This is a genomic window from Micromonospora sp. DT15 (assembly GCF_049841475.1).
GTDB lineage: Bacteria > Actinomycetota > Actinomycetes > Mycobacteriales > Micromonosporaceae > Micromonospora.
The window spans coordinates 238,994-265,159 of record NZ_JBNCKJ010000001.1 but is presented as its reverse complement, the minus strand read 5'-3'; the positions used below and the strand labels follow the sequence as shown (position 1 = coordinate 265,159).

The 26,166-nt window shown below is 71.6% G+C and carries 18 protein-coding genes; 5 read left to right on the top strand and 13 right to left on the bottom strand.

Going from position 1 to position 26,166, the window contains the following annotated elements; genetic code table 11:
* Window positions 1–10: 10 nt before the first annotated feature.
* The 11 genes from ACLQ3F_RS01220 to pcaF all read right to left on the bottom strand — a co-directional run bounded on the left by ACLQ3F_RS01220 (window position 11) and on the right by pcaF (window position 15,766).
* The gene (locus ACLQ3F_RS01220; protein ID WP_425845215.1) at window positions 11–3,670 is read right to left on the bottom strand and encodes a SpoIIE family protein phosphatase; all 3,660 of its coding nucleotides are present in this window, start codon (window positions 3,668–3,670) and stop codon (window positions 11–13) included.
* A gap of 193 nt (window positions 3,671–3,863) precedes the next feature.
* Window positions 3,864–4,415, bottom strand: coding sequence for a pyridoxamine 5'-phosphate oxidase family protein (locus ACLQ3F_RS01215; protein ID WP_357199326.1), 552 nt, complete (start codon window positions 4,413–4,415; stop codon window positions 3,864–3,866).
* A 47-nt stretch (window positions 4,416–4,462) separates the two neighbouring features.
* A complete protein-coding gene (locus ACLQ3F_RS01210; protein ID WP_425845211.1) occupies window positions 4,463–5,212 on the bottom strand; it encodes a gamma-glutamyl-gamma-aminobutyrate hydrolase family protein in 750 nt (249 codons plus the stop codon).
* A complete protein-coding gene (locus ACLQ3F_RS01205; RefSeq protein ID WP_425845208.1) occupies window positions 5,209–5,976 on the bottom strand; it encodes a 3-oxoacyl-ACP reductase in 768 nt (255 codons plus the stop codon). The genes ACLQ3F_RS01210 and ACLQ3F_RS01205 overlap by 4 nt, the downstream gene beginning before the upstream one ends.
* 5 nt (window positions 5,977–5,981) lie before the next feature.
* On the bottom strand, window positions 5,982–7,355 hold the full coding sequence (locus ACLQ3F_RS01200; protein ID WP_425845206.1) for an aldehyde dehydrogenase family protein: 1,374 nt from the start codon (window positions 7,353–7,355) through the stop codon (window positions 5,982–5,984).
* A gap of 94 nt (window positions 7,356–7,449) precedes the next feature.
* Complete coding sequence (locus tag ACLQ3F_RS01195; RefSeq protein ID WP_425845204.1) at window positions 7,450–8,814, bottom strand: glutamine synthetase family protein; 1,365 nt, start codon at window positions 8,812–8,814, stop codon at window positions 7,450–7,452.
* 115 nt (window positions 8,815–8,929) lie between these two features.
* On the bottom strand, window positions 8,930–10,516 hold the full coding sequence (locus tag ACLQ3F_RS01190) for an amino acid permease (protein ID WP_425845202.1): 1,587 nt from the start codon (window positions 10,514–10,516) through the stop codon (window positions 8,930–8,932).
* 352 nt (window positions 10,517–10,868) lie between these two features.
* Entirely contained in the window at window positions 10,869–11,369 is a 501-nt protein-coding gene (locus ACLQ3F_RS01185; RefSeq protein ID WP_425845200.1) for a DUF456 domain-containing protein, read from the bottom strand.
* A gap of 100 nt (window positions 11,370–11,469) precedes the next feature.
* Window positions 11,470–13,632 carry a putative bifunctional diguanylate cyclase/phosphodiesterase gene (locus tag ACLQ3F_RS01180; RefSeq protein ID WP_425845198.1) on the bottom strand — a complete coding sequence of 721 codons (2,163 nt, stop codon included), beginning with the start codon at window positions 13,630–13,632 and terminating at the stop codon, window positions 11,470–11,472.
* Between the two features lie 5 nt (window positions 13,633–13,637).
* A complete protein-coding gene (locus ACLQ3F_RS01175; RefSeq protein WP_357199343.1) occupies window positions 13,638–14,450 on the bottom strand; it encodes an SAM-dependent methyltransferase in 813 nt (270 codons plus the stop codon).
* A 110-nt stretch (window positions 14,451–14,560) separates the two neighbouring features.
* Window positions 14,561–15,766 (bottom strand): 3-oxoadipyl-CoA thiolase, encoded by a 1,206-nt coding sequence (gene pcaF / locus ACLQ3F_RS01170; protein WP_355009590.1) that lies wholly within the window; start codon window positions 15,764–15,766, stop codon window positions 14,561–14,563.
* A 106-nt stretch (window positions 15,767–15,872) separates the two neighbouring features.
* Between pcaF and ACLQ3F_RS01165 the strand changes: the two genes are divergently transcribed.
* The 4 genes from ACLQ3F_RS01165 (at window position 15,873) to ACLQ3F_RS01150 (ending at window position 20,109) form a co-directional block, all read left to right on the top strand.
* Window positions 15,873–16,838, top strand: coding sequence for a glutathione S-transferase family protein (locus ACLQ3F_RS01165; RefSeq protein ID WP_357261209.1), 966 nt, complete (start codon window positions 15,873–15,875; stop codon window positions 16,836–16,838).
* A complete protein-coding gene (locus ACLQ3F_RS01160; protein ID WP_357261206.1) occupies window positions 16,831–17,514 on the top strand; it encodes a DUF998 domain-containing protein in 684 nt (227 codons plus the stop codon). Before ACLQ3F_RS01165 ends, ACLQ3F_RS01160 begins: the two co-directional genes overlap by 8 nt.
* Before the next feature lie 168 nt (window positions 17,515–17,682).
* Window positions 17,683–18,975 (top strand): dicarboxylate/amino acid:cation symporter, encoded by a 1,293-nt coding sequence (locus ACLQ3F_RS01155; RefSeq protein WP_425846145.1) that lies wholly within the window; start codon window positions 17,683–17,685, stop codon window positions 18,973–18,975.
* A 69-nt stretch (window positions 18,976–19,044) separates the two neighbouring features.
* The gene (locus ACLQ3F_RS01150; RefSeq protein ID WP_425845193.1) at window positions 19,045–20,109 is read left to right on the top strand and encodes an NADH:flavin oxidoreductase/NADH oxidase; all 1,065 of its coding nucleotides are present in this window, start codon (window positions 19,045–19,047) and stop codon (window positions 20,107–20,109) included.
* Between the two features lie 50 nt (window positions 20,110–20,159).
* Here ACLQ3F_RS01150 and ACLQ3F_RS01145 read toward each other — a convergent pair whose 3' ends face one another.
* Entirely contained in the window at window positions 20,160–23,762 is a 3,603-nt protein-coding gene (locus ACLQ3F_RS01145; protein WP_425845191.1) for an ATP-binding cassette domain-containing protein, read from the bottom strand.
* A 747-nt stretch (window positions 23,763–24,509) separates the two neighbouring features.
* Between ACLQ3F_RS01145 and ACLQ3F_RS01140 the strand changes: the two genes are divergently transcribed.
* Window positions 24,510–25,070 carry a hypothetical protein gene (locus ACLQ3F_RS01140; protein WP_425845189.1) on the top strand — a complete coding sequence of 187 codons (561 nt, stop codon included), beginning with the start codon at window positions 24,510–24,512 and terminating at the stop codon, window positions 25,068–25,070.
* Between the two features lie 255 nt (window positions 25,071–25,325).
* Here ACLQ3F_RS01140 and ACLQ3F_RS01135 read toward each other — a convergent pair whose 3' ends face one another.
* Window positions 25,326–26,165, bottom strand: coding sequence for a GNAT family N-acetyltransferase (locus ACLQ3F_RS01135; RefSeq protein WP_425845187.1), 840 nt, complete (start codon window positions 26,163–26,165; stop codon window positions 25,326–25,328).
* Window position 26,166: the final 1 nt, after the last annotated feature.

Genomic DNA, 26,166 nt, shown 5'->3' with positions numbered 1-26,166 from the left:
GGGCGCGCGGTCAGTCCTGCAACTGCCGGCGCAACGTCACCTCGGTGCCCTCGGCGGTACGCCGTACCGACAGTTCACCCAGCGCTCTGATCAGGTCCAGGCCGCGGCCCCGGAAGCCGGAGCCGGTCGACTCCCGCCACTGCCCGCTGTCGCGCACGGTGGCCGTCACCGTCCGACCGTCGATGGCCACCTCCACACTGATCATGGCCTCGGCGGGGTGGACCGGGTGCTCGATGGCGTTGGCGGCGGCCTCGGAGACGGCAACCGTCAGGTCGAACATGTCGGTCTCGCCGACGGAGTGCGCGACGAGGAAATCCTCCAGCCGCTTGCGGAGCACGCTGAGCCGGGTCGGGTCCGCCGGTAGCCGCAGCGCGAAGCGGTTCGGCTCCGCCGCCTCCAGGGCGAGAACCGCCACGTCGTCGCGGCGCGGCCGCCCGGTGACCCGCTCGACCACCGCGTCAATCAGGTCCACCACGTGCTCGCTCGGGGTCGCCGCGTCGATGCGCAACTGGGCCAGTGCGGCATCGATGCCGAGCTCACGGTCCTCGACCAGCCCGTCGGTGTAGAGCAGCAGTCGAGTGCCGGCCGGCAACTCGCCCTCCACCGACTCGTACGTCGCGTTGGGAAGCGCACCGACAGGTGGGCCGAGCGCCCGGTCGTGCAGGAACGCCACGTCACCCCCGGTGATCAACAGCGGAAACGGGTGACCGGCGCTCGCGTATCGCAGCCGCCCGGTGCCGGGGTTGAACAGCAGGCAGACCACCGTCGCGAAGGAGCGGCCCTCGGTGGAGCCGACCAGCCGGTTGAGCCGGGTCAGCGACTCACCCGGATCGAAGCCCTCCAGCACGTACGCCCGCAGCGCGTTGCGCAGCTGCCCCATCGCCGCGGCGGCCCGGACGCCCTTACCGACCACATCGCCGATGACCAGCACCAGCTCGTCGCCGTTGAGCGCGATCGCGTCGTACCAGTCGCCACCGACCTCGACGTCGGCGCTGCCGGGCAGGTAGCGGCTGGCGATCACCGCGCCGGGCAGTTGGGGCAGCGACCGGGGCAGCAGGCTGTGCTGCAGGGTGGTGGCGATGCGGTGTTCGGCTTCGTAGAGCTGGGCGTTCTCCAGTCGCACCCCGACGAGCCGGGCCAGCTCGGTCAACGCGGCGTCGTCGGCCTGCGCCTCGTCGCCGGCTGCCCGCCAGACCCGCAGCTCACCGAGCTGCTTGCCGGCGGTGCCGGTCAGCTCGGCCACGAACGACGGGTCGGCGGCGGTGGTGCCGCCGCCGTCCGCCTCGAAGCGCGCCTCGGCCGCGGAGACGACCACCCGGGCCGCCTCGGCGAGGCTCAACGCGTGCCGGGCGGCGACCTGGAGCACGTCGGCTGTGGATCGGGCGGAGTTCACCGCCACCGCCGCGTCGGCCAGCGCGCGGAGCCGGCGGATGATTTGCCCGCGCAGCTGGCCCAGCTCGACGTTGGCCCGGACCCGGGCGACCAGTTCCTGCGCGGAGAACGGCTTGGTGAGGTAGTCGTCGGCGCCGACGGCGAGACCGGCGACCTCCTCCGCGGAGCCGGCGCGGGCGGAGAGCAGCACGATCGGCACATGCCGGGTACGCGGATCCGCGCGCAGCGCGCTCACCAGCCCGAACCCGTCCAGCCGGGGCATCATCACGTCGGTGAGCACCAGGTCGAACCCACCCTCGCGGGCCAGCGGCAGGGCTTCGAGCCCGTCGTTCGCGGTGACCACGTCCCAGCTCGGGGAGAGCAGCCGGCTGACGTGCTCCTGCAGGTCGGCGTTGTCGTCGACGACCAGGATCCGGCCGGCCGAGACGCCCTCCGACGGCTGCTGGTCGAGTTCCGGTGTCGACGCGACGCCGGCCCACAGCGCGGTCTCCGCGACGAAGAGTCGGGCCTGCTGGGGCTCACCCACCGGCAGCGGGTCGAACGCCGCCACCTGGTCCGCCGGCAGGTGCGCCGAGCCGAACGGAACGGTCACCGTGAAGGTGCTGCCCACGTCGACCTGGCTCGTCAACCCGACCTCGCCGCCGTGCATCTCGACCAGTTCCCGGACCAGCGCGAGGCCGATGCCGGTGCCTTCGTGGGTACGCGCCCGCGCCCCGGGAACCCGGTGGAACCGTTCGAAGACGTGCGGCAGCTCGTCCGTCACGATCCCGATGCCGGTGTCCGTCACCTCCAGCCGGGCAGCGCCCTCCACGGCCCGGACCCGCACCCGGATCTCGCCGTCGAAGGTGAACTTGACAGCGTTCGACACGAGATTGAGGACGACCTTTTCCCACATGTCCCGGTCGACGTGGACCGGCATCGGCAGCGGCGGACAGTCCACCACCAGTCGCAACCCGGCCCGGTCGGTGGCCGAGCGGAAGGTGCTGGCCAGCCGGGCGGTGTAATCGGCGAGGTCGGTGGGCTGGTAGCGGGCGGCGAGCCGACCGGACTCCAGCCGGGAGAAGTCAAGCACCGTGTTGACCAGCTTGAGCAGGCGCAGCGCGTTGCGGTGCATCATGGTGAGCCGGTCGGTGTCGGTGGGGGGCAGCGCCGGATCGGCCAGCATGTCCTCCAGCGGGCCGAGCACCAGGGTCAGTGGGGTGCGGAACTCGTGGCTGACGTTGGCGAAGAAGTTGGTCTTCGCCCGGTCCAGCGCTGCCAGTTCGGCGGCGCGGGCCCGTTCCTGCTCGTACGCCCGCTGGGTGCCGACCGCCCGGGAGATCTGGGCGGCGACCAGGTCGAGGAAGTCGCGGTAGTCGTCGCCGAGCGGCAGCTGGCGGGCCACGCCGACGACCAGCGCCCCGACCGTCTGGTTGGTCGCCGTGAGCGGCAACACGAGGGCCTGGTCTGCGGCGTCGACCGGCAGCGCGTCGAGCAGCGCGGTGACCTCGATCGTGGCAGGCGCGTCATCGGCGCTGAGCCGGGCCAACAGGTGCGCCGTGACGTCGGCGGCGGGCGGGGTGGTGCCGGTGCAACCGGCCAGGGTGAGCTGGTCGCTGCCGTCTGCCAGATAGATCAGGGCGAACGGCACGTCGGCCTCGTGCCGGCCGAGCACCTCGGCGGCGGTCCGGCCCAGCTCCCTGGCGTTGCCGATGTCGCTCAGCTCGGCACCCAGTTCGGCCAGCGCGCGCAGGCGACGCTCGCCGAGCACCCGCCCGGTGGTCTCGCTGACGATGCAGTAGACGCCACTGACCGAGCCGTCGTCACCGCGGATCGGGTCGTACGAGACGTTGAAGTAGGTCTGCTCGACGAAGCCGTACCGGTCCAGCAGAAAGGGGTGGTCCTCGCCCCGGTAGGAGCGGCCGGTGCTCCGGACGTTGTCGAGCAGGGGGCCGAGCACCGCCCAGGTCTCCGCCCAGTTCGCGCGGGCCGGTTGGCCGATCACGTCCGGGTGTTTGCCGCCGATGGTCGGCCGGTAGGCGTCGTTGTAGAAGGCCAACTGCTCGTCGCCCCAGAACATGACGATCGGCGCGCTGGAGGCGAGCATCATCCCGACCGCGTTAGAGAGCGCCGGGGGCCACTGAGCGGGCCCGCCCAGGGGGCCGGAGGACCAGTCGAAGGAGGCCAACCGCTCGCCCATCTCGCCGCCGGCCGCGAACGCGGCCGCCAGCATCGGCGGGGTCTCGCGACCGGACAGGGCCGGATGCCCGATGTCCGCGCCCCCCTGGGCCGAGCTCATGCAGCCTCCCCGCCCCGGCCGTACCCCTCGACCGTTGATCTTCACCCGCTGTGCCTCGACTTGTACCCCAGCGGACCAGCAACGTAACGCATTACGGCCGATGGACGCTGGTTACGTACGGCTGGGCCGTCGGGCACCGGACAGTGCGGGTGGTCGCGGCGTCGAACGGCGGCGGCAGAAGCGCTCTGACGAGTCAGAAGACCGGCAGTCCGTCGATGCTTGCCGCGTTCTTGGTGGCCCGGTAGACGACCAGATCATCGGCGCTGCGGCGGGAGTGTGAGGTGAGTAACAGATCGCGTTCGGCCCGGAAGTCCATGAGAGGCACCGCGTATCCGCAGGAGTCACTGACCCGCTCCACCTCGACGGTGATGACCGCCCGGACGGCGTGCACATCCGGCGGTGCGGGAAACTCGGCGAGCCGATCGGCGAAGGCGTCTTCGGTGACCGCGACGCTGCTGCCCCGACCATGCAACCGGACGATCTTCGGCGGGCCGTCGAAGGCACAGAACATCAGCGTGATCCGGCCGTTGTCCCGCAGGTGGGCGATGGTCTCCGCCCCACTGCCGTGATAGTCGAGGTAGGCCACGCGGTGCGGGCCGAGGATCACGAAGGTGCCCCGCATGCCCTTCGGTGACACGTTGACGTGCCCCTCGACCCCGGACGGGGCAGTCGCCACGAAGAAGAGCGGTTGGGCCACGATGAAGTCACGTAGTCGAGAGTCGATCTCCGGATAGACCTTGCCCATGCGTCGATCCTCCCACCGGGGCCATCGACGGGCGGGGGCGATCTCAGTCACACCCGCCGGCCGGCCGCCCGCACCAACGCCGGGATCGGGGCGGGGTCCAACTCGTTCTCCGGATGCCACTGCACCCCGAGCACGAACGGCAGGGCCGGGTCCTCCACCGCCTCGACCACGCCGTCCTCCGCCCAACCGGTCACCGTGAGCCGGCCCGGATCGGCTACCGCCTGGTGGTGGTACGAGTTGACCTGGTCGACCCCGGCCAGCACCGATGCGGCCAGGCTCCCCGGCGCGAACCGCACCGCGTGCGCGCCGTACACCCCGGGTGCCGGGCGGTGCGCCTCGTGACCCACCACGTCGGGCAGGTGCTGGTGCAGGGTGCCGCCGTACGCCACCGCCAGCAACTGCATCCCCCGACACACGCCCAGCACCGGCACCTCAGCGGCGAGCGCGGCGGCCAGCAGTGTCAACTCGCCGGCGTCCCGGTCCGGTCGGTCCTCGGTACGGGGGTCGGGCGGCTGGCCGTACCGCCCCGGGCCGACGTCCGCACCACCGGCCAACAGCAGCCCGTCGAGGACAGCCACCACGTCGGCGTCCACGTCGTCCGGCGGCAGCACCACCGCCCGGCCACCCGCCGCCGCCACCGCCCGCGTGTACGCCTCCGGCACCAGCACCGCCTTCACACCCCGCCAGACGGCCCAGTCGGCGGGTTCGACGTACGCGCTGACCCCGATCAGCGGGCGTCGGGCTGGCCGGGTTCGCGACTGCGGGGCTCGCAGACCGGGCTCACTCCCCGCGCTCACAGCGGCGTGACGTACGCGCCCGTGATGCCGCCGTCGACCACGAACTGCGCGGCGGTCATGAACGAGGCGTCGTCGCTGGCCAGGAACGCCACAGCGGCGGCGATCTCCTCCGGTTGCCCGAAGCGTCCCATCGGCACGTGCACCAGCCGGCGGGCCGCGCGCTCCGGATCGGCGGCGAAGAGTTCCAGCAGCAACGGGGTGGCCACCGGGCCGGGACAGAGGGCGTTGACCCGGATGCCCTCACGGGCGAACTGCACACCCAACTCCCGGGTCATCGCCAGCACCCCGCCCTTGCTCGCGGTGTACGCGATCTGCGACGTGGCCGCACCCATCAACGCCACGAACGAGGCCGTGTTGATGATCGAGCCCTTGCCCTGCCGACGCATGTGCGGGATGGCGTACTTGCAGCACAGGTAGACGCTCGTGGTGTTGACCCGCAGCACCCGCTCCCACGCGTCCAGGCCGGTGTCCAGGACGGAGTCGTCGTCGGGCGGCGAGATGCCGGCGTTGTTGAACGCGATGTCCACCCGGCCGTGCCGGTCGGCCACCCCGTCGAACAGGTCGCGCACCGCCGACTCGTCGGCCACGTCGGTGGCCACGAACTCGCCGCCGCACTCCTCGGCGGCCTTCGTACCGGCGGCCATGTCGATGTCCACGCAGACCACCCGGGCCCCCTCGGCGGCGAACCGCCGCACTGTGGCCAACCCGATGCCGCTGCCCGCTCCGGTGACCACGGCCACCCGGTCCTGCAACCGACCCTGCACTGGCGTCACTCCTCCGTCGCGATGAACACGTTCTTGACGTCCGTGAAGGAAAGCAGCGCGTCCGGGCCCAGCTCACGGCCGAGCCCGGAGCGCTTCATCCCGCCGAACGGGGTCCAGTAGCGCACCGAGGAGTGCGAGTTGACGCTGAGGTTGCCCGTGTCGACGGCGCGGGCCAGGCGCAGGGCCCGACCCACGTCCCGGGTCCAGATCGAGCCGGAGAGCCCGTACTCGGTGTCGTTGGCGAGCCGGATCGCGTCCGCCTCGTCGTCGAACGGCAGCACCGAGACCACCGGGCCGAAGATCTCCTCCCGCCAGTGCCGGTCGGCCGGTGAGTCGGCCAGCAGCACGGTTGGCGCGTGCCAGAACCCGGGGCCGTCCGGGCAGGAGCCCGTGAAGGCGATCTTCGCCCCGTCGAGGTAGCCGGCGACCCGGTCCCGTTGGGCGGCGGAGATCAGCGGGCCCATCTCGGCGGTGTCGCGGGACGGATCCTCGACGCGCACCGCGCGTACCGCCGGTTCGAGCAGTTCCAGGAACCTGTCGTACACCGAGCGCTGGACCAGGATCCGCGACCGTGCGCAGCAGTCCTGGCCGGCGTTGTCGAAGACCGCTCCCGGCGCGGTCGCGGCGGCGCGCTCCAGGTCGGCGTCGGCGAACACGATGTTCGCGCTCTTGCCGCCCAGCTCCAGGGTGAGTCGCTTCACCTGGGCGGCGCAGCCGGCCATGATCCGGGTGCCGACCTCGGTGGAGCCGGTGAAGCAGATCTTGCGGACCGCCGGGTGGGTGACGAACCGCTCCCCCACCACCGAGCCCTCGCCCGGGACGACGGTGAAGACGCCGTCGGGCAGGCCGGCCTCGCGGGCCAACTCGGCCAGGCGCAGCGCGGTGAGCGGGGTCAACTCGGCGGGCTTGAGCACCACTGTGTTGCCGGCGGCGAGCGCCGGGGCGAACCCCCAGGCGGCGATCGGCATCGGGAAGTTCCAGGGCACGATCACGCCGACCACACCGAGTGGCTCGTGGAAGGTGACGTCCAACCCGCCGGGCACCGGGATCTGCCGCCCGCTCAACCGCTCGGGCGCGCCGGCGTAGTAGTCCAGGACGTCGCGGACGTTGCCCGCCTCCCACCGGGCGTTGCCGACGGTGTGCCCGGAGTTGCGCACCTCCAGCACTGCCAACTCGTCCAGATGCGCGTCGACCACCGCGGCGAACCGCCGCAGCAACCGCGCCCGGTCCCCCGCCCCCACCTGCCGCCAGCCAGCAAACGCGGCGCCCGCCCGCGATATAGCGGCGTCCACGTCCTCCAAAGAGGCCGCCGCAACCTCCCGAAACCCGACCCCACGCGCCGGATCGACCAAAACCGTCACACCGCCACCCCTCGTCATCCCAGTCGATCATGGAGTTGTGGTGCCCCACAAAAGCCGCCCCAGGGGGCCTTCCGCCCACCACAAGTCCATGATCGACGCGGTGTGGCGGCGATCAGAGGCGTTCGAAGCCACGCTTGAGCTCCCAGTCCGTCACAGCGGCGTCGAAGGCGGCCAGCTCGACCCGCGCCTGGTTGGCGTAGTGGGCCACCACCTCGGCGCCGAACGCCTCGCGGGCCACCGTCGACTCCTCCCACAGGGCGAGAGCGTCGCGCAACGTGCCGGGGACGCGCTCGGCCTCCGGGTCGTCGTACGCGTTGCCTGTGCACTCCGCACCCAGCTCCAGCTCTCCGTCGATGCCGTGCAGCGCGCCCGCGACCAGCCCGGCGATCGCCAGGTACGGGTTGACGTCAGCGCCGGGCACCCGGTTCTCCACGCGCATGCCCTGCCCGTGCCCGACCACCCGCAGCGCGCAGGTGCGGTTGTCGACACCCCAGCGCAGCGCGGTCGGGGCGAACGATCCCGGCTGGTAGCGCTTGTACGAGTTGATGTTCGGGGCGAAGAGCAGGCTGAACTCGCGCATGGTGGCCAGCAGCCCGGCGAGCACCCGCTGCCCGGTCTGCGACAGGTGCGCCGGTCCGTCGCCGAGCATCGCCGACGAGCCGGAGGAGTCCCGGAGCGAGAAGTGGATGTGGCAGGAGTTGCCCTCCCGCTCGTTCGGCTTGGCCATGAAGGTGATCGCCATCCCCTCCTGGGCGGCGATCTCCTTGGCGCCGTTCTTGTAGATGACGTGGTGGTCAGCGCAGGCCACCGCCTCGTCGTACCGGAAGGCGATCTCGTGTTGCCCGAGGTTGCACTCGCCCTTGGCGCTCTCCGGGGTGAGCCCCGCGCCGGCCATCTCGACCCGGATGCGGCGCAGCAGCGGCTCCACCCGGGCGGTGCCGAGCAGCGAGTAGTCGACGTTGTACTGGTTGGCCGGGGTGAGGTCGCGGTAGCCGCGCTGCCAGGCGTCCTCGTACGAGTCGCGGAACAGCACGAACTCCAACTCGGTGCCGGCGTACGCGGTCAGCCCGTGCTCGGCCAGCCGGTCCAGCTGCCGGCGCAGGACCTGCCGGGGCGAGGCGACCACGTCACCCGAGCCGTCGAGCCAGGTCAGGTCGGCCAGCAGCAGTGCGGAGCCGGGCTGCCAGGGCACCCGGCGCAACGTGGCGAAGTCCGGAACCATCGCGAAGTCGCCGTAGCCGCGTTCCCAGCTCGACATGGCGTACCCGTCGACGGTGTTCATGTCGACGTCCACGGCGAGCAGGTAGTTGCAGCCCTCGCTGCCGCCCTCCACCACCTGGTCGAGGAAGAAGGGCGCGTGGAACCGCTTGCCCTGCAACCGGCCCTGCATGTCGACGAGGGCCAGCACCACGGTGTCGATCTCGCCCTCGGCGACGGCGACCCGCAGTTGTTCCAGCGTGAGCGGTGCTTTCCTCATTCGCGGGCCTCCATCACCAAGGTCTACTGGCAAACCGGATCACCGTCAATGCCCCCGGTGGCAAGGGCCGCAAACCCGGCGGGACGGCAGCACCGTCCGTCCCGCCGGGTGCCGATCAGACCGGGCCGTCGGCCGGTGCCGGGTCGGCCGTCCTCGCGGATTCCTCGACGGTACGAACCGGGCCGGTGAACCACTTGCGGGCCGAGGCGTACCACCAGACGGCGACCACGAGCAGCACCCCGCCGACGGCGAGCGGCGCGTAGTTCACCGCGGACCAGGTGAACCCGTCGTTGCCGGGCACCCCGGCGGGCACGATCGGCAGCACGAAGTAGACGGCGATGATCGCGATCTCGATCACCGCGATCCAGCCGAACAGCTTGTACTTGCGGCCCAGCGTCCACGGCCCGGGGACGAACCGGTCGCCCATCCGCAGGCGGAGCGCGATCGGGATGAGGAACGACAGGTAGAGCCCGAGCACCGCGACGGAGACGACGGCGTAGAAGGCGATCGGGATACCGGCGGAGCTCTCGTACAGCGCCGGCAGGGTCAGCACCAGGCCGGCCAGGGTGGCGCCGATGATCGCTTTCACCGGGGTGCCGTTGCGGTCGACTGTCGACCACAGCCGCCATCCGGGTACGGCACGGTCCCGGCTGAACGCGTACGCCATCCGGCTCATCGAGGTCACGCAGCTCATGCCGCAGAAGAACTGCCCGATGGTCGAGATGATGATGACGATCTTGAAGAAGACCGGGGTCAGCGCCGACTCGAAGATGGCGCCGGAGAAGCCGCCCGCGGCGTTGATCGCCTCGACGTCGGTGGCCGCGAAGAGGAACGCCAGCAGCAGGATCCAGCCACCGACCGCCGAGTAGAAGATCGACTGCCAGAGCCCACGGGCCGCGGCCTGTGAGGCGCCCCGGGTCTCCTCGGAGACGTGCGCGCAGGCGTCGAAGCCGGTGATCGTGTACTGGGTCAACAGGAAGCCCAGCGGCAGCACGTAGAACCAGAACGTCAGCCCACCGATGTCCCCGTCGCCGAACCCGGAGTTGTTGAACCGCTCGGTGAACACGAACTGGAAGCTCTGGTGGTTGTCTGGCACGAAGACCAGGATGGCCACCACGACGGCCGCGCCGGCCACGTGCCACCAGACCGAGACGTTCTGGAGTACGTCGATGATCCGGTGCCCGAAGATGTTGATCAGCCCGTGCAGCACCAGGATGATCACGAAGAGGACGAACGCCTGACGCAGCGTCCCGGCCCAACCGTCGAAGAGCGCCGACAGGGTGAGGTTGAGGAACGTCGCGCAGCCGTAGTCAACCGAGGCGGTGACAGCCACCAGGCCGATCAGGTTCAGCCAACCTGTGAACCAGCCGTGCACCGGGCGACCCATGGTGGCCGCCCACCAGTAGATCCCACCCGCTGTCGGGTACGCCGAGACCAGCTCCGCCATACAGAAGCCGATGATCAGGATGAACAGCGAGATCAGCGGCCAGCCCCAGGAGATGGCGACCGGCCCGCCGTTGTTCCACGCCTGGCCGAAGGTGGTGAAACAGCCGGCCAGGATCGAGATGATCGAGAAGGAGATGGCGAAGTTGGAGAAGCCGCTCCACTTTCGGCGCAATTCCTGTTTGTAGCCGAGTTCAGCGAGCCGTCGGGCGTCGTCGTCCATCGGTTGCTCGGCGGTCGGCACGGGCGTCGTGGCCACTGCACACCTCCCTGAGGTGGTTCCGCGTGCGAGTGGGCAAAGTGTCGTCCCGGCCGATCAAGGCGGTCAATACGTAGTCGGTGGGAATCTCACCGCCGTCGGGCTAATTGCGTTGCCGACCGGCCGCCCAGGACGGCATCCTGGACCAGTGACCAGGCCCGACAGGGGCCTACCCCGGGCGCTCGGACCGCCCGACCCGGTGGCGCGGGGCACGCCTCTCTCTCACGTACGGCCATTCCGCCGTACCCGAAAAGTGCCCCGCGCCCCACTCCCCCTCGTGATCAAGAGGTTTGCGTCAGATTTCCGGCCGTGCCTGACCGAAAGCTCTTGATCAACGCGGGAAATGCCTGGGTCAGGTCAGGAGGAGGCCGGCTACCCAGAGGGCCGCTACCAGGAGGCAGGCCAGGAACTCCACCAGCATCGACAGGCCGGCGGCCTTCAGGGCCTGCACTGTGGAGGGCCAGGCGAGCTGATTACTGCCCAGCCGGAGCCGTTCGGCCGCCCACACCCCGGCGACGAAGCCGAGCACCAGGCCGACGACCGGCACCACGAAGAACCCGACGATGCCGAGCACCCCACCGGCGAGCAGCGTGGACGTCGGCACACCGGTGCGCTTCAGGTTCCGGCCCGGCCACGCGTACTTGATCACCGCGCCACCCCCGGCGACCAGCGTGGCGGCGGCGAACACCGCCCAGCCAACCAGGCCCGCGCCGCCGAAGATCGCCCAGAGCAGCACGCCACCCCAGCACAGCGGCAGCGCCGGCAGGCCCGGCACCACCACGCCGGCCAACCCGGCCAGGATGGCCAGCCCGGCCACCACCGTCACCGCCGTCTGCGAGTCCGTCAGGTCCACGCCGCCATCCTCCGTCGCCACCCTCCGGACCGGAACGGTCCCCCGCTCCGCCGCGTGCCGTCGCTTCGCGCCACGCTGCTGTACCTGCTGGTTCCCTCGCTCACGCCGACGCTCCGCCGTGCAGCCGGGCCGTGATCACGTCGGCCGGGGCTGGCGCACCGAAGAATCGGCCCTGCCCGGTGTCGCAGCGCAGCGCCCGCAGCCGTTCCGCCTGCACACCGGTCTCCACCGCCTCGGCCGTGACCCACAGCTCCAGGGCGTGCGCCAACCGGACCAACGCGTCGACGATCCGTTCGTCGCGGTGGTCGGCCGCCACGTCGGTCCCGTCCGCGCGGATGCCCTCCACGAACGGACCGGCGAGCTTGAGACAGTGGATCGGCAACCGGCGCAGGTACGCCAGGTTGGAGTACCCGGTGCCGAAGTCGTCGACGGCCAGCCGGACGCCGAGCGCGGCGAGCCGGTGCAGGCTGCGCAGGGGTTCACCGGCGCTGCCCATCACGGCGCTCTCGGTCAGCTCCAGTTGGAGCAGCTCCGCGGGCAGCCCGCTGGTCTGCAGGGCGTCGGCGACGGTGTCCACGATGGCCGGTTCGTCGGCCTGCCGGGCGGCCAGGTTGACGCTGACCACCAGCCTGGCGTCGGGGAACTCCCGCCACCACCGTTCGGCGTCCTCGCAGGCCCGCCGCAGCACCCACTCGCCGAGCCGGACGATCAGGCCGGTCTCCTCGGCCAGGCCGATGAACCGGTCCGGCCCGATGAGGCCCAACTCCGGATGCTCCCAACGGACCAGCGCCTCCACCGCGAGCATGGTGCCCTCCAGCAGCGACACGATCGGCTGGTAGTGCAGCACGAACTCGCCCCGCTCCAGCGCGGCGGGCAGCCCGGCGACCAACGCCGCACGGGCGATGTCCCGCGCGCCGCGCTCGGGGTCGTAGACCGCCCACCGGCCCCGGCCCGCCGCCTTGGCCCAGTAGAGCGTGGTGTCCGCGGCCTTCATCAGCTCGGACGCGCTGGTCTCCGAGGCCGGGCACTGGACGACGCCCACACTGGCCGAGACGGCCAACTGGTGCTCACCGACGTGGACCGGGGCCGCGACGGCGGCCAGCGCCGCTTCCGCCACGGAGACCGGGTCGTCGGTGTCGTCCCCTCCGTCGACGAGGATCACGAACTCGTCGCCCCCCATCCGGGCGACCAGGTGGCCGTGGTCGGCCACGCACGCGGCCAGCCGCCGGCCGATCATCACGAGCAGCCGGTCACCGAGGTCGTGGCCGAGACTGTCGTTGATCGCCTTGAAGCCGTCCAGGTCGAGGAAGCACACCCCGATGCGCTGCCCGGCGTCCGCGGTGTCGAGCACCCGTCCCAACGTCTCGAAGAACAGCGTCCGGTTGGGCAGCCCGGTCAGCGGGTCGTGCAGCGCCTGGAAGCGCAGCCGCTGCTGGAGTTCGTACCGCTCGGTGATGTCCTCGATCATCGCGACGGTGAATCGGGGCCGACCCTCGTGTCGGATCAGCGAGACGGCCAGATCCGTCCAGACCGTCGTGCCGTCCTTGCGGTAGTAACGCTTCTCCACCCGGGCCGCGTCGTGCTTCCCCTCGATCATCTCCTTGTAGAGCTCCCACATCCCGGCCGCGTCGTCGGCGTGGATCAGCCCTGTCACGTTGGTCTCGCGCAGCTCCTCGATCGAGTAGCCGAGCATGTCGGCGAACGCCTGGTTGACGTCGATGATCTGACCGTCCACGCCAGCGATCCCGATTCCGATTGCGGCACCGGTGAACACCGCCCGGAACCGTGCCTCGCTCTCGCGTAGCGCCTGCTCGACCTCGTCGCGCGCCTGCCAGGCCGACCTGGCGATCCGCTCCTGCTGGCTGAAGGTGCGGTCGCGCAGCGCACGGGCGAACCCGGCGGCCAGTCCGCCCTGCACCGCAGCGATCCGGTCGGCGAGGTCGGCCGGCTGGTCACCGTCGCACAGCACCCGGTGCCCGAAGGTCGCGCCGAACGCGTGCAGCGTCCACTCCAGGGCCTGCGGCTCGGTGAGGTGCGCCTCCACCAGGGCCCGCCCGACCTCCTCGGCCGCTTCCGCGCTGAACGGCTCCGACCGTACCGCCTGGGCCAGCCGGATCGTGTGCGCCAGCAGCAGCCGCTCGGTCTCGGCCACGCTGAGCGGCACGAAACCGAGCCGACGCACCGCGCGGGCCCAGTCGGCGGCGAACCCCTGGGCGTCCGCCCGGCCGGCATCGACCCCGCCGGGGTCCGGGACGGCAGCCACGGGGATCAGCCGGCGGGCTGGTCGTACCGGGCGACGCCCCCGAAGGCGCCGAACCGCTCCGGGTGCTCGTCCACGTCGGACGGTGAGTCCGGGCGCCAGAGCGGCATGTGCACCACACCCGGTTCCAGGACGGTCCAGTCGCCGAAAAAGCCGGTGACCTGAGCACGGGAGCGCAGGGTGATCTCGGTGGCGGTGCGGGCGGAGAGGCGCTGGGCGTCCAGCATCTCCTGCGGCTGGTCCTCGAACGTGGAGTGGGAGACGACCAGGAAACTGCCCGGCGCGGCGGCGGCCCGCAGGGTGGCGAGGATCGCCTCGGGCCGGTCGGCGTCCGGGATGAAGTGCACCACCCCGGCCAGCAGGATGCCCACCGGGCGACTGAAGTCGATCAGCCCGAGCTGTCGGGTCTCGGCGAGGATCCGCTCCGGCTCACGCAGGTCGGCGTGGATGACCCCGGTCAGGTCGTTGCCAGCCAGCAACTCCCGGCTGTGCGCGACCGCCACCGGGTCGATGTCGACGTACACCACGCGGGCCTTGGGGTTCACCCCCTGCGCCACCTCGTGCACGTTGCCCACAGTGGGAATTCCGGAGCCGATGTCGAGGAACTGGTCGATGCCGGCGTCGAGCAGCACCCGGACGGCCCGGCGCAGGAACTCCCGACCGGAGCGCATGGTGGCGGCGAGATTCGGGGTCATGCTGGCGATCTGCTCCGCCAACTGCCTGTCGATCTCGAAGTTGTGCGCTCCACCCAGAAAGTAGTCGTACACCCGGGCCGCGCTCGGCCTGGTCAGATCGATCTCGGTCGGCAGTCCGTCCGGCATCAGCGTGCTCCCCAGTTCATCGCCGCGGCGCGGGACGGCACCGGCGTCGGGGCGCGCAGCGGGCACGCGTGGGCACCGGTCGACCCGCGGGTCGTGTGGTGTGGACCACTCTAGGCCGCTGACTCCAGCAACAGCGAGATGCCTTGACCAACGCCGATGCACATGGTGGCCAGAGCCCGGCGTCCGCCGCGACGGCGCAGCTCCAGGGCGGCGGTCAGCGCCAGCCGCGCGCCGCTGGCGCCGAGCGGGTGCCCCAGCGCGATGGCACCACCGTTCGGGTTGACGTGCTCGGCGTCCACGGGCAGCCCCAGCTCACGCAACACCGCCACGGACTGCGCGGCGAACGCCTCGTTCAACTCCACCACGTCCACCGCGCCCACCTCGACGCCGACGCGTTCGAGCAGCTTGCGGGTGGCCGGCACCGGGCCGATTCCCATGATCCGGGGCGGCACACCAGCCGCCGCCGCGCCGACGATCCGGGCCAGCGGGGTCAGGCCGTACCGGGCGACCGCCGCCTCGCTGGCCACCAGCAGGGCGACAGCGCCATCGTTGACGCCCGACGAGTTGCCGGCGGTCACCGTGCCACCGTCGCGGAACGGGGTGGGCAGCGCGGCCAGCTTGTCCAGCGAGGTCTCCCGGGGGTGCTCGTCGACCTCGACCAGCCTGGTCTCCCGACGACCCGCCGGCACCGACACCGACACGATCTCCTCGGCGAACCGGCCGTCCGCCTGCGCCCTGGCCGCACGCTGCTGCGAGCGGTACGCGAAAGCGTCCTGCTCGGCCCGGCTGACGCCGTACTCGGCGGCCACGTTCTCCGCCGTTTCCGGCATCGAGTCGACCCCCCACCCGTCACGCATCAGCGGGTTCACCAACCGCCAGCCGAGGGTGGTGTCGTACACCTCGGCCGAGCGGGAGTACGCCGACGTCGCCTTCGGCATGACGAACGGCGCCCGGCTCATGCTCTCCACCCCGCCGGCGATCACCAGCTCCGCATCCCCGGCGACGATGGACCGGGCGGCGGTGGCGAGCGCGTCCAGGCCCGAACCGCAGAGCCTGTTGACGGTGCTGCCCGGCACCTCCTCGGGCAGGCCGGCCAGCAGCGCCGCCATCCGGGCCACGTTGCGGTTGTCCTCGCCGGCCTGGTTGGCGCAGCCGAGCACGACGTCATCGACCCGCGCCCAGTCCACCGACGGGTGGCGGGCGACCAGTTCCCGGATCACGTGCGCGGCCAGGTCGTCGGGGCGGACGCCGGCCAGCGCGCCCGCGTACCGGCCGATCGGGGTGCGGACACCGGCCACCAGGTATGCCACGGTCATCGCGAGTCCTTAGGGGGTGCAGACGGCGGGGGTGGGGCACGCCCACCGGGTCACGAGGGCTGCCGGCCGCCAGGATATCCACGCCGGCAGCGGATAGGTTGACGGCATGGCCCGGGCCCAGTTCAGCGCAGAGACCAGTGGCGGCGGCGCGTTCGTCCGCCAGCCGAACCGGTTCACGGGTCGGGTCACCGCCGACTCCACCTCGCCACCCGGCGGCGGCCCGGACGAGCAGGACCGCTGGCCGTTGGAGGCCGGCCGTTACCGGCTGATCTGGTGCCGGGCCTGCCCGTGGGCGCACCGGGCGAGGATCGTGCGTGGCCTGCTCGGGCTGGACGACGCGATCTCGCTGGGCACCGTCGACCCGATCCGGGACGAGCGGGGCTGGGCGTTCGCCCTCGACCCGGACGGCTTCGACCCGGTGCTCGGCGTGAGCTTCCTCTCCGAGGCGTACCTGGCCACCGACCCGGACTACACCGGCCGGGTGACAGTGCCGGCACTCGTCGACACAGTGACCGGCCGGGTGGTCACCAACGACTACCCGCAGCTCACCCTCGACTTCTCCACCGAGTGGCGGCGGCTGCACGCGCCCGACGCCCCGGATCTCTACCCGGTCGACCTGCGCCCCGAGATGGACGCGCTGATGGCCGAGATCCACACCGATGTGAACAACGGGGTCTACCGGTGCGGATTCGCCACCTCCCAGCAGGCGTACGACGAGGCGTTCCGGGCGCTCTTCGCCCGGCTGGACGCGCTCTCCGAGCGGCTGGCCGGGCAGCGCTACCTGATGGGCGACGCGATCACCGAGGCGGACGTGCGGCTGTTCACCACACTGGTGCGCTTCGACGCCGCGTACCACGGGCACTTCAAGTGCAACCGCGACAAGCTGACCGAGATGCCGGTGCTCTGGGCGTACGCCCGGGACCTGTTCCAGACGCCGGGTTTCGGTGAGACCGTGGACTTCGACCACATCAAGCGGCACTACTACGGCACGCATCGGGAGATCAATCCCAGCGGCATCGTGCCACTCGGGCCGGACGAGTCCGGCTGGAGCACGCCGCACGGGCGTGGCTGAGCCGGGTCGGCCGACCGCCCCGACCCTGCCGAGCGCCCGCGGTGAGGTCGCCCGCCGGGTCGCCGGGTCCGCGGCGGCCGGCTGCACCCTGGCCGGTGCGGTGGCGGTGACACTCGCCGTGGTCGCCGGTCCCGGTCCAGGGCTCACCGGGTACGTCAGCGAGGCCGGCATTGCCGGCAGCGCCCACGCCGCGACGTACCGGATCGGGATTCTGGCCCTTGCCGGCGCGTTGCTGCTGATCGGTGCGGCGCTGCCTCCCGGGGTGTGGGCGGCGGCCCCGGCGCTGCTCGCCACCGGGGCGGTGTTCACCGCCGTGTCGGGGGCGGTGACCTGCTCCGGAGGCTGCCCGTTGCCGCCGTTCGAGCGCGCGACGACGGCGGACCTGGTGCACGGCGGCGCGAGCATCGCGGCGACCGCCGCGGTGGTCTTCGCCATGATCGCGCTGGCCGTCTCCGTGCCGGCGGGCCGGGCGGTGCGTCGGCTGGCCGGCGTCGCCGCCGTGCTGGCCCTGCCGCTCTGTGCCACGGTGGGGCTGGCGATGCTCGTGATCGGTCGAGGCCCGGTGGTGGGGGTGCTGGAACGGCTGATCCTCGCCCTGGCGGTGCTGTGGGGCCTGGGCACCGCCACCGCACTGGCCCTCTGTAAGGAGCCTCACGCCGTCCGGTCCTTCCGATGAGCGGGAATCGGCGTATCGTCGGCGAGCGATGACCAATCTCTGGGGCCTCACTGTCCGCCTGTATGTCGATCTCCGACTGCAGGCCAGTGGCATCTGTCCGGGCTAGCCGCGTTCCCACGCCTGCCCCGATCGGACCGGACAATTGGATACATCCTCATGCCCTTCAGCCTGCGCAAAATTCCCTTCTCCGTGCAGATCCTGCTCGGCCTCGTGCTCGGCGTCGCGCTGGGCTTCCTGGCCCGCAGCAACGACCTGAGCTGGCTGACCAGCACCCTGCACACCGTCGGTAGCCTCTTCGTCCAACTGCTCAAGCTGGCCGTGCCGCCGCTGGTCTTCACCGCCATCGTGGTCAGCGTGGTCAGCCTGCGTGGCGTCGCCAACGCCGCCCGGCTCGCCGTCAAGACCCTGATGTGGTTCGGCATCACCGCGCTGATCGCGGTGAGCATCGGCATCGGCCTCGGCCTGCTCACCAACCCGGGCAGGGGCGTGACCCTCGACCTGGGTGGCGCGGCCCCGCCGAAGAACACCGGCTCGTGGACCGACTTCCTCACCGGCATCGTGCCCACCAACCCGGTCGGCGCGTTCGTCGAGGGCAACGTCCTCCAGATCGTCTTCCTCGCCGTCGTCGTCGGTGCCGCGGCCCTGCTGGTCGGCGAGCCCGCCGAACCGTTCGTGGCGCTGAACCGCTCCCTGCTGGAGATTGTCCAGAAGGCGCTCTGGTGGGTCATCCGGCTCGCCCCGATCGGCACCCTCGGCCTGATCGGCAACGCTGTCGCCTCGTACGGCTGGGACCTGCTGGCTCCCCTCGCGAAGTTCACCACGGCCGTCTACGTCGGCTGCGCCATCGTGCTGTTCGTGGTCTACCCGCTGGTGCTGATCCTCGCCGGCCGCCTCAACCCGCTGCGCTTCTTCGCCGGCGCCTGGCCGGCGATCGAGCTGGCCTTCGTGTCCCGCTCCTCGGTCGGCACCATGCCGGTGACCCAGCGCTCCGTCGAGCGCCTCGGCGTTCCCCGCGAGTACGCCTCGTTCGCGGTGCCCTTCGGCGCGACCACGAAGATGGACGGTTGCGCCGCCATCTACCCGGCCCTCGCCGCGATCTTCGTGGCGCAGGTGTTCGGCGTGCAGCTCGGCATCGGCGACTACCTGCTGATCGCCTTCGTCTCGGTGGTCGGCTCGGCGGCCACCGCCGGCCTGACCGGCGCGATCGTGATGCTCACCCTGACCCTCAGCACGCTGGGTCTGCCGCTGGCCGGCGCCGGTCTGCTGCTGGCCATCGACCCGATCCTGGACATGATCCGCACCGCCACCAACGTCGCGGGGCAGGCGCTGGTGCCGACAGTGGTCGCCGCCCGCGAGGGCACTCTCGACCGCGCCGCGTACGAGTCCGCCGGCCGGCGTGACCTGACCGACCCGGAGCCGGTCGCCGACACCCGGCCCGAGCTCACCCCCGTTCCTGCCTGACCGATTCACCCGTACGGCGACGGGCCCCTCTCCCCGGGGGCCCGTCGCCGTGTCGGAGAGGATGAGCCCATGAGTTCCCTGTTCACTCCCCTGGCCCTGCGCGGGGTCACACTGCCCAACCGGATCGCCATGGCACCGATGTGCCAGTACTCCGCCGGCCCCGACGGTCTGCCCACCGACTGGCACCTGATCCACCTCGGCAGCCGCGCGGTCGGCGGGGCCGGCCTGGTGCTGACCGAGGCGACCGCCGTCCTCCCCGAGGGCCGGATCAGCCCACAGGACACCGGCCTCTGGTCCGACGCGCACGTCGACGCCTGGCGACCGGTGACCGCGTTCGTCGCCGCCCACGGCGCGGTGCCGGCCGTGCAGCTCGCGCACGCCGGCTTCAAGGCCTCCACCTACCGGCCCTGGGCACCCGAGCGCGGTGGCGTGCCGGACGCCGAGGGCGGCTGGACGCCCGTCGCCCCCGGCTCGGAGCCCTTCACCGCCGACTATCGGACGCCGACCAGCCTCGACGAGGCCGGCATCGCCGGTGTGGTCGACGCGTTCGCGGCCGGAGCCGTACGCGCCCTGGACGCCGGATTCGCCGCCGTGGAGATCCACGCCGCTCACGGCTACCTGCTCAACGAGTTCGTCTCGCCGCTGACCAACCGCCGCACCGACGCGTATGGCGGCGACCGCGCGGCTCGGATGCGGCTCACCCTGGAGGTGGCCCGCGCGGTGCGCGCCGCGGTCGGCGAGGACGTGCCGGTGCTGACCCGGATCTCCGCCACCGACTGGGTCGAGGGCGGTTGGACGATCGAGGACAGCGTGGTGCTCGCCGGTGAGCTGGCCGGCGTCGGCGTCGACCTGGTCGACGCGTCCTCCGGTGGGGTGAGCACGGATCAGCGGATCCCGCTCGGCCCGGGTTACCAGGTGCCGCTGGCCGCTCAGATCCGCCGCGAGGCCGGCGTGCCGACCGGCGCGGTGGGCCTGATCGTGGAGCCCGAGCACGCCGAGCAGATCGTCGCCAACGGCGAGGCCGATCTGGTGCTGCTGGGTCGGGAGTTGCTGCGCGACCCGTACTGGCCGCGCCGGGCCGCCGCGAAGCTCGGCGTCGCGTACTCCGGCCCCGCCCAGTACGCCCGCGCCTGATCCTTCCGGTCGGGCGGCTGCTCACCCAGCAGCCGCCCGACCGTTGGCACTCAACCCGCCAGGTGTGACCAGTCGCCCTCCAGGTCCTGCCAGGTGCCCTGGGCGGCCACCGTGCCGCCGAGCAGCACCACCACGTGGTCGGCCCGGACCAACGCGGCGCGCTTCGCCGTCGAACCGACGACCGTCACCCCGTGGCCGCGCAACGCCTGCCACAACGCCAGCTCGGTGGTGACGTCCAGCGCCGACGACACGTCGTCGGCGACCAGCAGTTCGGTACGCGGGGCCAGCGCACGGGCCAGCGCCAACCGCTGCAACTGCCCGCCGGAGAGCCGGGTGCCCTTGTGCCCGATGAGCAGGCCCAACCCACCACCGGCGGCGGCCAGGTCATGGTCGAGCTGGGCGGTGCTGACCGCCCCCGCCGCGTCCACCTGGTGCCCGAGGGCGATGTTGTCGGCCACCGTGCCGGAGAGCACCCGGGGCAACTGACCGACATAGCCGACCTGGTTGGGGCGCAGGAACAGCTCCGGCTCGGTGACCGGGTCACCGTTCCAGGCCAGCTCGCCGGTGTGGTGCACGATCCCGGCCAGCCCGCGCAGCAACGAGGACTTACCCGACCCCACCGGCCCGACGACCAGCACCAACTGCCCCCGCTGCACGGTGAGGTCCACGTCCCGGACGGCCACCGTGCCGTCGGAGTGCACCACCCCGAAGCCACGCAGCTCCAGCCGGCGCAGCGGATGCCGGGGTGGCATGGTCGGTGCGGGCGCCGTCCCAGCCGTCAGGTCGACCTCCGGCACCCCAGCGGAGTACGTGCTCACCCCGGTCATCGCCACTGTGCGTCGGGTCCAGACCCGCGCCGAGGGCAGCTGCGAGATCAACGACGCCGTCGTCCAGGCGAACCAGCGGGCCGCGCCCAGGGTGGAGACGGCCACCAGCACCGCCCCGGCGGAGAGCGAACCGTTCAGGTAGAGCGCCCAGGCCCCGATCGGCAACAACCCACTGGCCATCGACGGTGTGGAGCGTGCCCACACCTGCACCGAGATCTCCCGCCGCTGCCGGTCGCTACGCAGCACGTCCAGGCTGGCCAGGTGACGCAGCACCGCAGTGGTCGCGCCGGCAAGCTTCACCGTCCGCGCCGCGGAGAGCGCGGAGACCAGCGCCGTGGCGAAGGAGGCCCGCGCCGCCACCGTCGCCCGGGCAGCACGCTCCAGCTTCGGCCCGAACAACGTCGCGGCCAGCCCGGAGACGACCATCGTGCCGAGGAAGAACAGCCCGGGTACGACGCTGCCGGTGACCGCCGTCATGGCGACCACGAGCACCAGCGCGACGGTCTGGTCCAACACGTTGTCGGCGAGTTGGACCACCCGCTCGGTGTCCCCACCCTGCGCCACCACCTCGGCGGGGGTGTGTGAGCTGACCCGGCGCGGCCCGGTCTGGCCGTGCACCAGCCGAAGGCCGATCCGCAGCATCTGCCGCACCCACCACTGCGGGAACCAGACATGGGTGTAGAACGGCAGCGGCAGGGTGACCAGCAACCCGGCGACGATCCCCACCGCCGGCAGGTACGGGTTGCCGGTCCCGTCGACCAGGTCCGCCCAGAGCCAGGGCAGCACCGGGCCGTCCAGCCCGAGCAGGCTGAGCCCGAGGAACAGCACGATCGCCGCCGCCCCGTACCGGGGATCGTTCGTGCAGAGTCGGAAGATCTCCCGCAGCGTCCGGGCCGGCGGCACCGGCGGCAGCGGCGGAGGATCGGCCCGGGTCGGCCCGACCGCGTCCCGCGTGCTCTCGGGGGGTGTCTCGCGGGTGGCCTGCTCATCCGGCTCGACCCGCGTCGACGCCGGCTCGGTCGGCCAGGCGACGCCCTGCTCATTCACCGCGACCGGCTCGCCCCGCGCGGGCGCCGGCTCGCTCGGCCACGCGTCCGGGCCGGGACCGACCAGCAGGTCGGTGCCGACGCCGGTACGACCGGCCGGCGCCACCGTCGCGTACGCGGCGGCGTGGCTGGTCGCCAACAGTTCCGCGAAGCGCGTCGACGTCTCCAACGGACCGGCCTCGATCACCGCGCCGTCGGCCAGGACGACCACCTCGTCACAGCGGCGCACCGAGGAGAGTCGGTGCGCGATGACGATGCCGATCCGGTCGCGCAGCAGTCGTTCGGTGGCCCGCTGCACCCGCGCCTCGGTGACCGGGTCCAGCCGCGCGGTGGCCTCGTCGAGGATCACCACGTGCGGCTCCCGGACCAGAATCCGGGCGAACGCCACCAACTGTTCCTGACCTGCGGAGAGCACGTGCCCGCCCTCCCCCAGCCGGGTCGCCAACCCGTCCGGAAGCTCGGCGATCCAGCTCGCCAGGCCCAGCTCGTCCAGCGCCCGAGCCGCCGCGTCGAGCAACTCAGTGTCGAAGAGCGCCACGTTCTCGGCGAGCGTGCCGGCCAGGATCTCGGTGCGCTGCGGCACCAACGCCACCCAGCGGCGCAGTTGCTCGACGTCGAGGTCGCACAGGTCGGTGCCGCCGAGGAAGACAGTGCCCGGCGGCACGTCGACCGCCCGGGTGAGCACCTTCGCCAGCGTCGACTTGCCCGAGCCGGTCCGCCCGATCAGCGCGTACGAGCGACCACGCGCGAAGGTGAGGCTGAGCCCGCGCAGCGCGGCACCCCGGGCACTCTCCCCGTACGCGAATGTCAGGTCCCGAATGCGCAGGTCACCCTCGCTCGGGCTGGCCCCGCCGACCGGTTCCTGCCGGGCCTTGGAGAGCAACTGCACCCGCGCCCACGCGCCGAGCGCCTCCTGGATCTCCGGCACCATCCGGCTGACGTGTTCCGCTGTCGCCCCGAATGCCAGAGCGAGCAGCCAGATGGCGGTGAGCCGGGCGGCGTCGATCCGGCCGGTGGCCAACGCCCAGGCACCGCCGAGCACCACCGCGCCGATGCCCGCCCGGATCGTCGCGGTGGCCACCGTCGCCACCCGGGCGGACAGCACCCAGACCACCAGGCCACGGGAGAGCACGGCGGAGGCCCGCCGGGCGTACAACCGCAGCACGTACGGCCGCGCCAGGCTGGTGCGTACGTCGTCCTGGCCGTGCACCGCCTCCTCCATCACGGCCGCCAGGTCGGACCACGCCTCCTCCTCGGCCATCCGGGCCGGGCCGATCCGCGCCGTGGGCCGGCGCAGGCCGACCGCGAGCACCACGGTGAGCAGCAGCATCGCGATCCCCGCCGGCCACCACACGAACAGCGCCACGACCATCGACAACAGACCGACGCAGAGGCCCTGGGCGAGACGGGTGCCCTGGTTACGAATTGCCGACGCCACTTGATAGACGTCCCCGTCGATGCGGTCCAGCAACTCGCCGACCGGAGTGGTCTCCAGGGTGGGCAGGTCCTGCCCGAGAGCGACGCGACACAGCCGGCGACGCACGTCGGCGGACCAGTCGGCGGTGAGACCGGCCATCAGCAGACTCACCGCGAGGTCGCTGAGGACCACAACGACCAGGGCCACGGCCAGCACGGCGAAGAAACCAGCCGAACGGTGCACCAGCACCGCGCCGGCCAGGGCCGATGCGCCCGCCTGCCCCGCGGCACCCAGAACGATCAGGACGGCCACGATCGTCACACGACGGGTCGACGTACCCCACAGATCACGGAGCAGGCGCATGGAAAGTCCTCCGGGACGTGGGTGGCGGAGACCTCAGCCTGCCGGCAGCACCCCGTCATCTCAACCGATTTACCCGCCTCTGAGCTGGGCTTCCGTCAGTTGCGCCAACGACCAGGGCAGGGTCGCCCCGTGGGCGTTTGACCGATTTGAGAACTTCTAGGCGGTCGGCGACGGCCCCAGAGGTCTAGATCGACTCGGGTTCTGTGATGTCGCGGTATCCGGACGTCCGGGACAGCGCGACATCACGGAACCCGAGTCGATCACGCTTGGTGAGGGCGATTTGCGCGGTGAGCCACGCGTTCAATGGAGTTTTGTGGGTTTCTGGGCGATCTGCGGCGTGGCCGGGCGCACCCGTGGGCCGGAATCATGGCCGGGCCGGGGTCGTTACATAGTCTGACGATCGCAGTACCACGGCCCGCCGCCCGACCTTCCAGGGCTGGTCGCGCAGGTCGGAATGAGAACCTCCCCCGGTCGTTGCAGTCCCCACGCACGACCGACGGGCACCGCTTAGACGAGGGTGCCGGCAGGTGGGCCAACCCGGAATGACCCCGGCCCCCCGGTCGTTACACACAGACCCGGCGCCACGAGCCCCCCGCTCGGCAGGTCGCCGACTCCGACGCCCGACCAGGCGTCACCCCCCAGACTTTTCCCCCTTTGAGAAGTGCAGCGCCGGACGAGGTGCTCACACCCTCACCGCCGTTCCCCCTTTGACGGTGTGGGTGTTCTACCCCCGAAGGAGCTACCCCCATGAACACGATCATTCGTAAGAGCATGCTGTCTGTTGCTGGTCTCGCGTTCGCCGGTGGTGTGTTCGCCGGCCCGATCGCCGCCCACGCCAACCCGGTCGACGCCAAGCCCGTCGCCGTGGCCGTCCAGTCGGCGGCGCCGAAGCCGCAGGGCGACCAGTCCCACATCGCCCTCAACGACGAGCAGACCGCCAACGTCAAGGCGATCATCGCCGCCACGAAGAAGGCTGGTCTGCCCGAGCGGGCCGCGGTCATCTCGATCGCGACGAGCCTGCAGGAGTCCAAGCTGGAGAACCTCGGCCACCTCGGCGACAAGAATGACCACGACTCGCTGGGCCTGTTCCAGCAGCGCCCGACCAGCGGTTGGGGCACACCCGAGCAGATCACCAACCCCGAGTACTCCACCACCGCGTTCCTCAAGGGTCTGAAACAGGTCGACGGGTGGCAGGACATGCCCCTGACCGACGCAGCGCAGACGGTGCAGGTGTCGGCCTACCCGGACGCCTACGCCCAGTGGGAGCAGCAGGCCACCGACCTCGTCGCCCAGCACTGGAACAGCTGACCCGCACCACCGCACGGCAGCACCACAGCACCAGGACACCGACCGCTGGCCGGCACCCGCAACCCGGGGTGCCGGCCAGCGGCATGTGCGTGTCCGTCCGGCAGGCGCACGGCGGTGGCCGCACAGTCGCGCCGTCGGAATCGGTTGGCGCCGTCTGCTCGGTGGCTCTCAGCAGATCTTGGACACTTTCCGTTAGGCGAGAACGGAAAGTGTCCAAGATCTGCGGGGATGCATCACCACGCTCACCCGCAGCGGTCAGAAGAGGACGGTGGCCAGGGTACCGATCGGCTGGAAGCCACAGCGCTCGTAGACGCGGCGGGCCGGGAGGTTGAAGTCGTTCACGTACAGGCTGACGGTGGGGGCGACCCGCAGCAGCGCGTCGCGGACCACGGCTGCCATGGCGGCGGTGGCGATCCCCCGGCCTCGCCACTCCGGTGCCACCCAGACGCCCTGGATCTGCGCCGTCCGCTTCGTGACCACTGCCAACTCGGCCTTGAACACGACCTTGCCGTCCACGACGCGGGCGTACGCGCGACCGGCCCGGACCAGGTCGTTGACCCGTCGGCGGTAGCTGCGTCCGCCGTCCTCGGCCAGCGGGGAGACACCAACCTCTTCGGTGTACATGGCCACCGCCGCCGGGAAGAGCCGGTCGACCTCGCCGGAGCGAACCTGGCGTACCTCCGGATCGGCCGGTACGGGTGGCAGCGTGTCGGTGACCAGCAGTGGCTGATTGGGGCGAACGTCTCGCGCTGGCCCCCACGTGTCGGAGAGGCGGTCCCACAGCCCGAGGACGGCATCGGCCCGTCCGACGATGGAGGAGCAGAGCCGCTCCTCGCCCGCGAGCAGGTCGGCGAAGGCAGCCACCGCGGCGTCGCTGGCCAGCACCGGCGTGAGGTTGCCGCCGAGCCAGCAGAGTGATTCGAGGTTGCGGCGGGCTCCGTACCCCAGGATCCTGCCCTCGGCCCGCCACCACGAGAGTCCGCGCGCGGCGATGCGCTCGGCGACCTGCGCGCCCGCGAACGGGTCATGGTCGAGCAGTCGCTCGACCGCGCGGCGCTCCGATTCCCCCAGTTGGCGTACCGGCACCGTCAGCACG